Origin of the sequence: Pseudodesulfovibrio senegalensis (assembly GCF_008830225.1) — a bacterium.
Lineage (GTDB): Bacteria > Desulfobacterota > Desulfovibrionia > Desulfovibrionales > Desulfovibrionaceae > Pseudodesulfovibrio > Pseudodesulfovibrio senegalensis.
The window spans coordinates 118,923-132,490 of the sequence record NZ_WAIE01000004.1 but is presented as its reverse complement, the minus strand read 5'-3'; the positions used below and the strand labels follow the sequence as shown (position 1 = coordinate 132,490).

The 13,568-nt window shown below is 56.8% G+C and carries 12 protein-coding genes and 1 riboswitch; of the genes, 1 reads left to right on the top strand and 11 read right to left on the bottom strand.

What is annotated here, in order from left to right:
* Positions 1-3: 3 nt before the first annotated feature.
* The 10 genes from rfbF to F8A88_RS10555 form a co-directional block, all read right to left on the bottom strand.
* The gene (gene rfbF / locus F8A88_RS10600) at positions 4-783 is read right to left on the bottom strand and encodes a glucose-1-phosphate cytidylyltransferase (RefSeq protein ID WP_151151130.1); all 780 of its coding nucleotides are present in this window, start codon (positions 781-783) and stop codon (positions 4-6) included.
* Positions 774-1,910 (bottom strand): DegT/DnrJ/EryC1/StrS family aminotransferase, encoded by a 1,137-nt coding sequence (locus F8A88_RS10595; RefSeq protein ID WP_151151129.1) that lies wholly within the window; start codon positions 1,908-1,910, stop codon positions 774-776. Before F8A88_RS10595 ends, rfbF begins: the two co-directional genes overlap by 10 nt.
* A gap of 3 nt (positions 1,911-1,913) precedes the next feature.
* Positions 1,914-2,651: a cephalosporin hydroxylase family protein gene (locus tag F8A88_RS10590; protein WP_151151128.1), complete on the bottom strand. Its 738-nt coding sequence runs from the start codon at positions 2,649-2,651 to the stop codon at positions 1,914-1,916.
* The gene (locus tag F8A88_RS10585; protein ID WP_161598388.1) at positions 2,652-3,554 is read right to left on the bottom strand and encodes a formyltransferase family protein; all 903 of its coding nucleotides are present in this window, start codon (positions 3,552-3,554) and stop codon (positions 2,652-2,654) included. It abuts the gene before it with no gap.
* A 46-nt stretch (positions 3,555-3,600) separates the two neighbouring features.
* Positions 3,601-4,740 carry a glycosyltransferase family 4 protein gene (locus F8A88_RS10580; protein WP_151151126.1) on the bottom strand — a complete coding sequence of 380 codons (1,140 nt, stop codon included), beginning with the start codon at positions 4,738-4,740 and terminating at the stop codon, positions 3,601-3,603.
* A gap of 437 nt (positions 4,741-5,177) precedes the next feature.
* The gene (locus tag F8A88_RS10575) at positions 5,178-5,819 is read right to left on the bottom strand and encodes a peroxiredoxin (protein ID WP_151151125.1); all 642 of its coding nucleotides are present in this window, start codon (positions 5,817-5,819) and stop codon (positions 5,178-5,180) included.
* Positions 5,820-6,125: 306 nt separating this feature from the next.
* Positions 6,126-6,926 (bottom strand): EFR1 family ferrodoxin, encoded by an 801-nt coding sequence (locus F8A88_RS10570; protein ID WP_151151124.1) that lies wholly within the window; start codon positions 6,924-6,926, stop codon positions 6,126-6,128.
* A gap of 242 nt (positions 6,927-7,168) precedes the next feature.
* The gene (locus tag F8A88_RS10565; RefSeq protein ID WP_151151123.1) at positions 7,169-7,708 is read right to left on the bottom strand and encodes a DUF2087 domain-containing protein; all 540 of its coding nucleotides are present in this window, start codon (positions 7,706-7,708) and stop codon (positions 7,169-7,171) included.
* Between the two features lie 218 nt (positions 7,709-7,926).
* Positions 7,927-8,877, bottom strand: coding sequence for a sirohydrochlorin cobaltochelatase (locus F8A88_RS10560; RefSeq protein ID WP_161598387.1), 951 nt, complete (start codon positions 8,875-8,877; stop codon positions 7,927-7,929).
* A 138-nt stretch (positions 8,878-9,015) separates the two neighbouring features.
* Positions 9,016-9,201, bottom strand: a riboswitch (cobalamin riboswitch).
* A gap of 41 nt (positions 9,202-9,242) precedes the next feature.
* On the bottom strand, positions 9,243-10,532 hold the full coding sequence (locus F8A88_RS10555) for a CBS domain-containing protein (RefSeq protein ID WP_161598386.1): 1,290 nt from the start codon (positions 10,530-10,532) through the stop codon (positions 9,243-9,245).
* 258 nt (positions 10,533-10,790) lie between these two features.
* Here F8A88_RS10555 and F8A88_RS10550 point away from each other — a divergent pair, with 258 nt between their 5' ends.
* A complete protein-coding gene (locus tag F8A88_RS10550; RefSeq protein ID WP_151151120.1) occupies positions 10,791-11,915 on the top strand; it encodes a hypothetical protein in 1,125 nt (374 codons plus the stop codon).
* Positions 11,916-12,057: 142 nt separating this feature from the next.
* On the opposite strand, the gene cfa is transcribed toward F8A88_RS10550, so the two are convergent.
* Complete coding sequence (cfa, locus tag F8A88_RS10545) at positions 12,058-13,221, bottom strand: cyclopropane fatty acyl phospholipid synthase (protein ID WP_151151119.1); 1,164 nt, start codon at positions 13,219-13,221, stop codon at positions 12,058-12,060.
* Positions 13,222-13,568: the final 347 nt, after the last annotated feature.

Sequence of the window (13,568 nt, the reverse complement as noted above, 5' to 3'; positions counted from 1 at the left end):
GGGCTACCATATCTTCCATGGGGCAGTGCCCTGCTTCCATATATTGTTCAACTTTTCCGTGTCGCGGAGCGTGTCCATGCATGCCCAGAAACCATCATGGCGGTAAACCATCAACTCGTTGTCCCGGGCGATCTGCTCCAGCGGTCCATACTCGAAATCGCAGTCTTCATCAGGGAGCAAGTAATCAAACACCCTTTTGTTGAGCACAAAATACCCGGCATTGATCAAATTGGTGTTCAGCTTTTGGGGTTTCTCACTGAACGACAGGACCTGCGAACCTTTGACCTTCAACTCGCCGAACTGCTGGGCCGGGCTCACTCCGCAGAGGGTGGCGATCTTGCCGTGAGCGTAGTGAAAATCAAGCAGCGCGTCCAGGTCGACATTCGCAACTCCGTCACCATACGTCATCATGAACGTATCGTTGGTAATGTATTTTTCAATACGCTTGATGCGCCCCCCCTTCAATGTCGCCTGCCCGGTATCCGACAACGTGATCTTCCAGTCAGACTCTTCGTGACAGTTGTGCGTGCATATTTTTTCCGGGTTACCAAGGTCAATGGTCACATCGTTATTCATCCAGCGATAATTGACAAAATAATCACGAATCATTTCTCCCTTATATCCGAGGGGTAAAACAAAATCGACATGACCGTATCGGGCGTATATTTTCATGATGTGCCATAGAATCGGCCTATGTCCGATATTGACCATCGGCTTCGGGCGAAACTCGGTTTCCTCGCGAAGACGGGTTCCCAATCCGCCGCACAAAATGACTACTTCCACGGCGTACCCCCCAATATTTCTTTCAGCGCATTGCAAACCCTGCGTACATCAGTCTCCTGCAGCTGCAATCCAGAGGGAAGATTGATTCCATACCTGCTGATGCGATACCCTATTATATTGCGTCCAGACGCTCTTTTGGCCTGTTCCGAGGCAGCAAACGCCGGGAGCGAACTCAGAGGAGAAAAAAACGGACGAGTTGCAATTCCCCGCGCCTTCAATTCTCTGATCACATCAAATTTGTCCAACCCGAAGCCGGGATCAAGGATCACTGTGGACATCCAATAGCTATTGAGCACGCCTTCGGGCTCGGTGTTGAGAAAAATGCCGTCGACCCCTTCCAGCCGATCGCGGTACCATCCAAAGACAGTACGCTTTTTCTTCACAAGCTCTTGAGCCCTTTCAACCTGAGCAAGGCCCATTGCCGCTTGCATAGCGCTCATTTTGTATTTGAAGGCAACCTCGGCATTCACAAAGGACACATCCCCGGGCACTCGTCCGTGATCTCGCAAAAAGAGGATGCGATCGAACAGGTCCGAATCATCGGTAACCAGCATTCCACCCTCTCCGGTGGTCACGGTCTTTGAACCATGAAAGCTGAAACAACCGGTTTCACCAAACGAACCGGCCATTTTGCCTCCATATTGGGACCCAAAGGCTTCGGCGGCGTCCTCAACTACTGAAATGCCGTGTTCACGGGCAACCCGGAGCAACGCGTCCCAGTTCGGCATGCTCCCATATATCTCAACGGGCACAACGGCCTTGGTCCTTTCCGTAATGCACTCCCTGAAACTGTCGACGGAAAGACACCACGTATCAGGGTCAATATCGCAAAAAACAGGAGTAGCCCCCACATACCTGACAGGAGCAACCGAAGCGATCCAGGTAACGTCCGGAACAATAACCTCATCGCCCGGTCCTATCCCGAGGGCGGCAAGCGAGAGGTGCAACCCAGACGTGCAAGACGGCAGGCTTACCGCATGGCGTACCCCGACATACTCGGAAAACGCAGCATGAAATCTTTCATAGTAGGTGTTGGCATTGTCACCCCATGAATGTGCTGCGGCATCGGCCACATAGTCAATTTCCAGTTGGGTAATGGACGGTCCGGCCACGGGTATGAGCGTCATATGCTAATCCTTGATGCACTTCAGGTAGCCATCCGGGGCCACGGTAATCTGAAGTTTGTTGTGGATGAATTCATCGATTGCAAAACGGTCGCTACCTTCAAGAAATTCATGCACTGCGGTTTTGGGGTTGTTCCCCCTGCTCCAAGGACGATCATCAAATGAAGCATCGGCCATGTCTTCGATGACTGTGTCAAACACAACGCAATAGCTGCCTTTTGTCACTAAAGGACTGTACGCGGACAATTCCGCAAGCACATGGTCATGCGTATGGTTTGAATCCAGAACCACGAGTACTCTTTGCTTGCCCCTGGCAATCTCTTTCACCTGGGAAACAACCAATTCATCAACGGATGACCCCTGTATCAACTGTATGTAATCAGAAAGAAAATGCTCTCCAATGGCCTTTCTGTTGTGTTCACGAATATCAACATCAATACCAACGACCTTGCCTTTGATATCCATCATTTTGAGCATGGACGCATAAAAAACCACCGACCCACCACGAGCAACACCGGTTTCAATTATCAAATCCGGCCGGGTCTTCCAGACGATTTCCTGCATCGCTACGATGTCTTGAGGGTATTGAATGATAGGCAAACCAAGCCATCTGAAATGATACGAATATTTTGCATGATTGGCACGGTCAAACCATTGACGGCTCACTTCATGAAGGTCTAAGGACTCCGCCATCGATTCTATTTCTCTCGCGCATTCTTTTTCGAATTTTACGGAATCGTCCATTTACGGGTTCTCCTCTTCAGCCTCGTATGTGAATTCCACAAAGTATCTATCCTCGTCATCAAAAACAAAATAACTGCCCGCAGTTATGTCGTCACACTGCAAGACATCATGATATTTCCGCTTCTCATCAAGAGAGACTTGGGTATATTGCTTCCCCTTGTCAGCCAACAACGTCACGTTGCTGCGGATGAACACTTTTTTGCCATTCTGGAAAAAATAACACGCCGGGTGTGGGCGAAACGTTCGGGCACGAATCAGGTTCAACAACTGCCGCCACGAATACACCTGCTGTCTTCGCAACTCCGAAGCGTTTTCCAGTTCTTTGGAATAGTGCATTGTCGCCTCGAAATCATCCTGTTTACATCGCACGAACTCTTCTTGCCTTATTCTCGGATAACTCTCTTGAAAAAGATCCACCATGGCGCTCTGTGCCTTGCAATACAGAGACTTCCCTGTATCCAGCCAAGTCTTGTGAATCTCTTTTTGAAAAACGATATCTCCGGTATCAATCCCTTCATCAACAAAATGAAGCGTCACGCCGAATCTCGTTTCTTCAACGATAGTCCAAAAGTTATAATGTTTCCCCCTGTTGTAAGGGAGATAGCTCGGATGACAATTAAGACACCCCAACCGCGCGGATTTGATTATCTTTTTCCCAACAATTTTAGGCCACCAGGCAAGAATAACAAGATCAAGCTCACAAGCCCGCAACTGAGCGGCTATCGCTTCCTCGGGTGCCTCGCCGTTCATCAAGGTGCAGCCCGAGGACAAAAATGGTGCATCCATTTCAGGCATAAACGCACAGACAGCCTTCAAATCGTCAGGATATTCCTCGCAAAAATAAGACAATATCCTGTTTCCGACTTCACCATCAGCAAAAACTGCAACTCGCAACTCGCTCACACTCCAAAGTATCCTACGGTCGGCCAAGACAGACCACATAAAAAGACTATGCTTTTAATCCCGCCACTCGCTCCAGACATTCCACGATCCGGGTACCATTGATTTCCGAATCAAAATTCTCAACGGCAAACTCGTATGCTCCCTGCCCCAAGCGTTCAAGAGTCGTCTTGTCGGCAAGCGTCACCATGCCGTGAGCAAAAGCCTCTATGTCACCTTTGGGGGTCAGCATACCGGTCCGCCCGTTTATGACAAAACACTCTTCATCCCCCGCAGCAAGGACGGGCCGTCCCAGACTCATCGCTTCAATGACATCCCGATGCCAAGCCTTGCCGGTGACATCAAAACATACAACCAGATTAACCCTGCTCATTTCCCTTTCTGGATTATCGGAAAATCCCGGAAAAGAAATGATGTCCTCCACCCCGCAATCCCGGATTTCAGCCAGGACGGACTGGTAATATGCTTCATGGATCGGGACCTTGCCGCCAAAAAGTCGAAGTCGAACCTTTGCTTTGCGCAGTTCATCCGCTACCGAGGCAAAAGCCTTGACACATTGCAAATGCCCCTTGAAAGGTGTCACGTGTGCGAACACTCCGTAAACCAAATAATCACGCTCGGGCATGGGAACACAGCGCGGCGGCTCCAGAGGCCAGTTGTACACGGTGTTCACAGCCAAATCAAAAAGCCGTAGAACCTGCCTGCTCACTGGCGGAGTTATTCCGATTGCTTCACGAATGCGCGCTCCAATCAAAGCCTTGAGACCGCCCATAAGCCTCGATGGTTCGATCAACACCTCCCGTGCATGCAACACTCCCGCATACCTGCCCAGAAAAAGAGAGCACAACAATGTCGTATAGCTGTTGTAATGAACCACGTCCGGCCGGATGGTGTGAACATAACTGGCCAGTCTCCGGTACTCGCCCAAACGCTTTATTGTACGTCCTGCATTGGTCCAAAACGGGATGGGACAAGCCACCAACTCCAAAGGAAGATAAGGGATATCAAAGAACGAAACGTGTACACCTGCAGCACGTAATTCCTCCACCTTACGTTTGGTACGTGAGGGACGGACAATACTTGCAATATGCAATTCATGTCCGGCGGCACGGATAGCCCGAGACAACATAAACAGACTCTTTGCCGAACCTCCGCTATCTATATCAGGCGTTATGGATACGATCTTCACGAGTACCTCTCCCCATATTCCCTCGGAAAAAACAGCTCGGGCTACCAAATAATGAATAAAAGCATAAACGCTTCACCTGCCCCCCCCAAAAAGGGTCTTGCGGCGGAAGGCCCACCAATCAATTCCGTTGCCGTCTTTTCGGCATTATTGAAAAATCACTTAACAGCTGAATGAAAATGTTCGGTAATCTTTCTTCTGATACCGGACAAGGCAACTACATACAACCCACCAGTTTCCATTCCCAAAAGACATAAACGCTGCAAACGCCGTGAAGGCCGGGACTCCAAAAAGCCGATGGAACAAAAGGATTTCTCAACACTATTCCGTGCAGGCATGCCGCATGTTGCAATCTCCTCAAATATCACATGCCACCTTCAAGAAAAGGCCCGACTCCTTGCGGAGCCGGGCCTGTCTTTTTGTAAAAAACGATCAGTCGACTAAATCTTTTTATGGCAGAACCACCAGTCAAAGCCCTCGAACTCGTCAAGCCGCTTCTTGGCGGCGTCCACGTCCTGTGCGGGCGGCACGATCACGCGCTCCTTGATCAGTTCGTTTTCGGGCCAGCCGGCCGGAATGGCCACGCCGTGCTTGTCCGAGGTCTGCATACCCTTCACCGCGCGCAGGATTTCGTCCATGTTGCGGCCCAGTTCCTGCGGATAGTAGAAGATGATGCGCACGTAGCCCTTGTCGTCCACGATGAATACGGCGCGCACGGTATTGGTGCCCTTGCCCGGATGGATCATGCCCAGCGTCTTGGCCACGGTGCCCATGTCGTCCGCAATGACCGGAAATTCGATCTCCACGTCCAGTTTTTCCTTGATCCACTCCATCCATTTGATGTGCGAGAAGACCTGGTCGATGGACATGCCCACCAGCTCGCAATTCAGGGCCCGGAACTCGTCGTACCGTTTCTGGAAGGCCACGAACTCCGTGGTGCACACCGGGGTGTAGTCCGCCGGATGCGAAAAAAGCACGAACCACTTTCCGCTCAAATCCTCGGGCAGGGTCATCTGTCCCTTGGTGGTGGTTACGGTGATGGAGGGCATCTTGTCGCCGATAAGCGGGAACGAACTTTCCATACGATTCTCCTTTATGCTTGATGCGAAACACCCGGCAAGGCCGGGAACGGGTTCTTTTTGAGAATGAATCTCACTTGTAGCACAAAGAGAATTTCAAAAACAAGAAAAAACACATTAGAAATGAAAAAAAAATGCGGCCACTGCGAACAGGAAACAACATGCGGCCAAGAACAGGCCCGTGGAACGACCGCAATTCCGTTACTGCGCAACGCCTCGCTCGGCGGCCACTCGGCAGGCCATCGATAAGCGAACGATAATGCACCCCGGCGAAACGCGCCGCAAAGACGCGCCCCGCCGGGAATGATTCTACAGGAAAAGCTCCGGTTCCTTGCGTACCGTAAACAGGGAATTGATCCTGCCCTGCGCGTCTTTCACCGGGCCGGGCTTGATGCTTCTGGCCCCTTCCGGGCAACTCTTGATGCAGGCGCAACAGGTGATGCACTTCTTCTCGTCGATGATGGTGCCGTCCTGCGCGTCAATGGCTTCCACCGGGCATACTTCCGCGCACAGACCGCACTGCGTACAGAGTTCCCTGTCCACGGCAATGAAATCCACGTCCCACAGTTCGGTGCGCCCGCCGTAGGGATGCACACCCGGCACCTTCAGTTCGCCGACTTCGTCCAGGGACGCAATGCCCTGCAGTTTCTCGCGCACTTTGGCGCCAAAGGCCTCGGCATGGGCCATGTCGCTCGTGTCCGGCCTGCCCAGCGAAGCGGTCTCTTCGTTGGAAAAGGAATGCTCGCCGATATACGCAGCCCCGGCCACGGGCACGCAGCCCCGGTCCGAAACAATATCCTTGAGCTCCAGCAATGCGTCCTCATATTCACGGTTGCCGTACACCGCAACGCAGACGGCGGGGGCGCCGTTGCCCTCCAGCGCGGCCAGCCAGTCGCCCAGCAGCGCCGGCACACGGCCCATATACACGGGAACGCCGATCACCAGCATCTCGCCGTCGGCAAGACGCAACGGGCGGGCGCGCACGTCCGGCCGGGTGATGTCCACCAGTTCGGTGGTTTCCGGGGCAAAACCCCGCGCAAATCCTTCCAGCACGGCCCTTGTGGTTCCGGTGGGAGAAAAACAGACCAATTTCGCGGTCGTGATATCCATCTCGACATATCCTCTGTTTCCGGCGCAAGGCCGGGTTGATTTTGGTGGCGCGTCGCGTGGCGGCCGGTCCGGACCGGTTCGTTGCGTCCCCGGAAGCATTGCCATGCGATCTTTCAGAGGCACAATTACTGCCAAATCCGCGGCAGTGCAATGCGTTCGCCCCACAAAAAAGGGACCCGCACAGCGGATCCCTATGGTTCAAACCCAGTGCGGCTCCGGTCGACCGAAACCGCGTTGACCGGCTAATGCAGGCGGCGGAACACCTCCAGCGCCTCCAGAGGAGGCTGAACCTCGATGCGGCGGTATTCGCTGCCGTCGGGCGTGCGTTCCACCATGCCGTAATCCACCATCAGCCGCCGCAGCAGGGCGTGGTCGCAAAAGGCATGATCGAGCGACAGCCGCTCATCCAGTTCCAGTTCCGAGAGCACGGCCCTTGCCGGCAAACGGGACCACAACACCCACAGGCACAGCATGCGCAGGCTGTGCTTCTTGGGCCAACTGCTCAGGCGGCCGTTCAGGTCGAAATACCCCACAGCCTTTTTCACGCGCTTGAGGTTGAGTTCGGCTACGGGCCGAGCTTCACCGCTCGTGCCCGAATCCGGTTGCGAAGCCTGCTGCACGGCCTTCAGATGCTGAAAATTGCGGTAACCTCCGGCCTTGGCCAGCAGGTTCAGCAATTCCAGATGACTGGGGGCACGCTCAAGGTTATCGAACTGTCTGCGCATGGTGCGGGCAAGGGCGGAAACATCGCCGACATGCAGCGACACGGGCGTTCTGGACATGACTTATCCTCACTTTCGTGCCTTGGATCAAAAACGTCTGCCGGTGGTCGCCGACTTCCGGCTCGGCACGGGGATAAGTGTCGAACGGGAAAGGGTATGGCAGGTTTAGCTCCCCCAAAGGGGCGGCGACGCCTCGGTGAACTGCCGACCAGAAGCGAGGCTACAAAAGAAGGAGGCAAATTGCAACGGTGCACCCCACGCGTCCAAACAGGCAGATCCTATTCCGAAAGGCCAGCCACGGCCTCGGCCAGATGGTCGTGCCATATGCCCCGAAACCCGGCATGCGCCAGAGAGCCGGTGTGCACGGGCACCACATCCAGCCCCATTGAGCTGAGCCCATGAAGCCAGGAGTGTTCGTTGTCGCCGAACAGGTCCACATGCACATGATGGCCGGGAACGCACATGAAGGGCACCAGAAAAATGCGTTTCACGCCCTTGTCCCAAAAACGCTGGCCCAGCTCGGCCGGGGCGCGGCTGCTCATGAGCGTGCCCATGGCCACGTTGGAATGGGAACGCAGCAGCAGTCCCTCCAGCGCAAGATAGAGCGCGTGGCCTTCATGGTAGGTTCCGTGCCCAACGAGAATCACGCCGTCATTGTCGTTTTCCATGGGCATGAGTTCCACGGCCACGACCTCGGCGGCGCGCTTCATGTCATCCACGGAGCGCAGCAGGGGCGCGCCAACCGTCACGTCGGCCAGTCCCTTGCGCGGATGCAGCATGGCCTCGGCCTGCTGCACGGTCCAGTCGTATTCCACCCCCGGAAGGGTGTGCAGGGACTGCACCGCCACATGGCTGACGCCGTCATCCACCATGCGTGAAAGAGCCTCGCCCACGGAAAGGGCATCCATGCCGCGGCTGCGGATCTTGCCCCGAATGCGGTTGGCCGTGAACGCCCAGCGCACGTCCATGTCCGGGTACTTCTCGCGCACCTCTCTTTCAAACAGGCCGTAGTACTCGTGGGCCTGTTCGTGCGCGCAGCCGAATGCCGTCAGCAGGATTCCCCGCGCTCCCGTGCGCGGTCCGGGCACGCCTTGGTGGTGATGATGGTGATGATGTTCGTGGCCGTGGTGACCGTGGTGACAGTGGCCGCACTCTTCGCCGTGAGCATGTTCATGACCGTCGTGGCTGTTCTCGGCGTGGCCCGGTTCAATGCTGCAGTGGTGATGCATGGCGTCTCCCATGGGGTAAGACCCCGGCAAGGCAGGCCGGGGCGACAAAACATGAAAAAAGGTATTCCAAGTCCAGCCGCGCACGGTTATCCGACCGCGCACGGCGCGTTTCCCCGGAAAAGCCGTCCCGCTTTTCAGGAGGAAGAGGCTGTGTCGGCAGGTTTCCTGGCTCGCGAGTCTCGGGCGGTTTCCGGGCCTTCCCGGTTTTCCGGTGGCCAAAGAGGGGAAAAACCGTCTCTTCGCTTACAGTTGCGGGGGCAGCGCCGGTTTCGCACCGGCTTCCCTTTCAACCCCGATACGGGGACCGACGTCGATATTGCTATATGGAGGGGCACATGAAGTCAAACACTGACGAATGCAGAAAATCAGAACTCATAGACCTGCAGCAGCAGATCCACCTGCGAGACAACGCCCACCAACTCGTCGCCGTCCAGCACCGGGAGTATGCCCTCGCGCGCGCCGGACATTTGTTCCACGGCCTCGCGGCAACTGGTATCCGGGGTGATGCGCGGAATCTGCCGCCGGGCATAGCCCTTGACCGGCACGCCTGATCTGCCGCCTTTTTCGGCCTTGGCGAAATCCTGTGCGCACAGCCCGCCGAGCAATGCGCCGCCATCCAGCACCAGCAGGCCGGAAAGCTTGTCCTTTTCCAGAATCCGGGCGGCATCGGCCATGGTCACTGCCGCGTCCACAACGTATCGTTTCGGCTCGGACATGACCTTGCCCACGGGAACGGCCTCATGGCCGCCCTGATCCAACAGCGTGCGCACCTGTGCGGCGGCCTCGTCCGGCCCGGCTCCGCGGATGATGGCCGAGCCCGCGCCGGGATGCCCGCCCCCGCCCAGCGCGCGCATGATCTGACCGATGTCCACCAGCCCGGGCTTGCTCCGGCCAATGATCATGCTCTTTTGCGAATCCGCCTGAAATATGCCAAACGCCGCGTCTATGCCCTTGAATTCCCGAAACTTGGAAACCAGCCGGGCCAATGATGTCAGCCCGGTTTCGATCTGCATGGCGCTGATGCCCACACGGGCCGCGCCCACCTTCACGACCTCGGACTCCTCCAGCATTCTGGAAAAAACCTCTGCATGGGCGTCGTCCACCGCGTCATCAAGATATGCGGAAACCACGTTCAGGTCTGCCCCGTTCTCGATCAGGAAGCTGACCATGGCCGCATCGCGTGCGGTCACGGACGGATAGCGCAGACCGCCCGTGTCCGAATAGATGCCCAGCAGGAACAGGGTGGCGTGGATGGGGGAAAACGGGGTGTCGCGCTTTTGCATCTCCTCCAGCAGCAGGGTCACGGCCGCACCCACCTCTTCCCGGTGCGTCTCGCCACTCTCGATGTTCACGCCCTCCATGTGATGATCCCAGCAGATCACCTCCAGACCGTCCCGCCCGACAAGGGAATCCATGGAGTCCAGCCGTTTCCAGTTGTTGGCGTCCACCACGATGAGCGATGTCACGGGATCGAGGTCGAAATCCTTCCTCGGTTCGACGCGCAGCATGTGGGCATGGATGGCCAGAAACTGCTTGACCTCGGGGTTGACCATCTTGGGGAGCACGCCCACGGCGCCCGGGTACAGAAAAGTACAGGCCACCATGGAGGCCAGGGCATCGAAATCGGTTCCGGTATGCGTGGTCACTATCTGCATGGCGCGCCTTCTCCGTGTGTAATCGGGGTTGAGGTGTGCCGGAACACATACATCATACCGGGCAGGCTCGGCAATCGCCGGAAAACAATCGGACGACTTGTACCCGATCCCCCAGGACAAAACGCCCGGCGGAACCGGAAACTGCATCATAAAAGCTCTCTTTTTCCGACCATTATAGGATTGTAAAATAAGGGGGTAGACAGGTCCCACCCCTCCCTATACCACTTGACGATTATCATTTGGAGGAGGGATTTCACAATGGGCTCGACAAGGGATATCGGCCGTTTCCGGCCGCATAGGGTATGGCTCGGCCAAATGGCATGCGCACTGCTGCTCTGCCTGATTCTGGCCGCACCGAACGGCGCGCAAGCCGAAATGGTGCAACACAACGCGTATTTCGCAACCCAAACCACCACCGCGTCCAACGGCGCAATCATCGAAGAGGCCGTCATCAACGGACCGCCCACCCCACCGGAAGGCTTTGTGCGCATGGAGGCCAACATGGCCGCGGCAACGGAAAACGCCGCCATCACCGTGCTCAACGAAGTGCCCGCCTTTACGTGGTGCTTCGGCTGTTCGGCCACGTCCGCGGCCATGATGGCGGGACACCTCGACCGCACCGGATACCCGAACCTCTATACCGGCCCCACCAACAACGGGGTCATGGTCCTGAACAACGACGATCACTGGTCCACATGGACCGACCCGGGCGGCGACACCCGCAACCGCTGCCCGCTGAGCGCCACCCAGCAGGGGCTGGACGGACGCACCACTCGGGGTGGCGTGGACGACTACTGGTACCAGTACAACAGCTCCATCGACCCCTTTACCGAGGGCGGAGGCTGGACAGAGCACACCTTGGGCGGCAGCACGGGCGACTACATGCGCACCAACCGCTATGCAGCCCCCAGCCAGAACACAGACGGCTCGACCACGTTCTACAACTACACGAACGGTGCCGTGTTCACGGCGGCAGCGGCCGTCAGCAACGGGGTGACCGGCAAATCCGGCATGTACGGGCTCAAGCTGTTCTTTGAATCACGCGGCTACACCGTCACCGAAGCATACAACCAATACATCTACGGATACAACGGCAACACGCAGGGCTTTACCTTCGACGACTTCAAGGCCGTGATCGATTCTGGATTCCCGCTGCTGGTGCAGGTGCAGGGGCACACCATGCTCGGCCTTGGCTACAACGCGGACACCGAGGACATCTACATCCACGACACATGGGACCACACCACCCACACCATGCCGTGGGGCGGCACCTACAGCGGCATGGACATGTACGCCGTCACCGTGGTCAAGCTGGACCCGGACGAACGTGAGGCCACCGCAAACGTCATCCCGGCCGCGAACCTGTTGCTGCTTGGCCAATAGACACACGATACGCACAAACAAGGCCTCCCTGCCGTTCGGCGGGGAGGCCGTTTTGTTTACCTTGCTGACAGGACCGCCCTGTGGGCGTTTTTTGACCATGACCATTCATGGACATGCGCAGGGTCGGTGTCCCCGGCCCGAATCAGGCCAGCCGACACCTCGGCTGCGGACGGCCCACCTTCGTGAACACGAACTGCCAGAGCTGGATATCGCGCGCGCGGAAGCTCCCGGCGCAGGATTGCAGGTAATACTCCCACATGCGGCGGAACCGCTCGCCGTATTGGGCACGCAGGGAGGGCCATGAACGCCGGAAGTTGCGCAGCCAGCTCATGAGCGTTCGGTCGTAATACGGCCCGAAGTTGTGCAGGTCTTCCACCACGAACCACGGTTCTGCAGCGCGCGATATATGAGCCATGCTGGGCAGCACGCCGTTGGGAAAGATGTATTTGCCTATCCACGGGTCCACTGTGGGGCTGGTCTCGTTGCTGCCGATGGTGTGGAGCAGGAACAGCCCGTCCGGCTTGAGGCTGCGGGCCGCGGCCTTCATGAACTCGCCGTAATTCCGTGTGCCCACGTGCTCGAACATGCCCACGGAAACGATTTTGTCGAAGCGGTCCTGCAGCAGCCGATAGTCAAGCTCGCGAATCTCCACGGGCAGGCCATGGCAGAACTCGCGGGCAAAGGCCAGTTGCTCTTTGGATATGTTGATGCCCACCACGCGGCAGCCGTATTCCTCGGCAGCAAAACGGGCCAGACCACCCCAACCGCACCCGATATCCAGCAGCCGGTCGCCGGGGCCGAGTTCCAGCTTTTCGCAGATCAGCCGCATTTTGGCGCGCTGCGCCCGGGCAAGTTCACGGCCGACCTCGCCGTCGCTCAGGCCGTCCAGATCGTCCATGGCATGCTCAGCATCCTTGAAGTACGCGCAACTGTACTGAAAATACGGGTCGAGGAACGACTCGAAAAGGTCGTTGCCCAGATCGTAATGACGCTCGGTCACCTGCCGGGCCCGGGACAATGTCTGCAGATTGAAAACCATGGACGGCAGGGCGCGCAGAAACAGCCGCCAGCAGCCCCGGATGTGCCCTGCCGTGGCATTTCTGAGCACGCGGCAGATCATCTCGTCCACGCGCTCGCAATCCCACCAGCCGCGCATGTACCCCTCGCCAAGCCCCAGATTCTTCTTGAGCAGCACCTCGCGGAAAAGCCGCTCGTCCTTCACGCGCAGATCCCACGGCTTGGTTCCGTTCACTGCAACGTCGGCCCCGGCCAGCAAATCGGTCATGAATTGCCTGCATGCGTCCATGTCTTTTCCCCCGCGGCCCCGGCAAATTTTACTCCCATGGGGCGGTCAATGGTTTGCGACGAATCTAACACGCTCACACGATGCCAACAAGGGGTGCGGGGAATTTTTATGGGAGGGGAGTGACGCCAAAGGTGGCATGGTTCGTAAAAAGGCCCACCCTGAATGCATCACCCAGCGGCTCGACAAAGCGGGGCCACCTCCAACCTACTTCTTTACCTGTACTCCAATAAACCCAAAAAAAGGACACCGACCTAAATGGTTGGTGTCCTTGATTCTTTCTGGCGGAGCCGAAGGGACTCGAACCCTCGGCCTCCGGCGTGACAGGATATTGCAGCGTGCGCACTCCC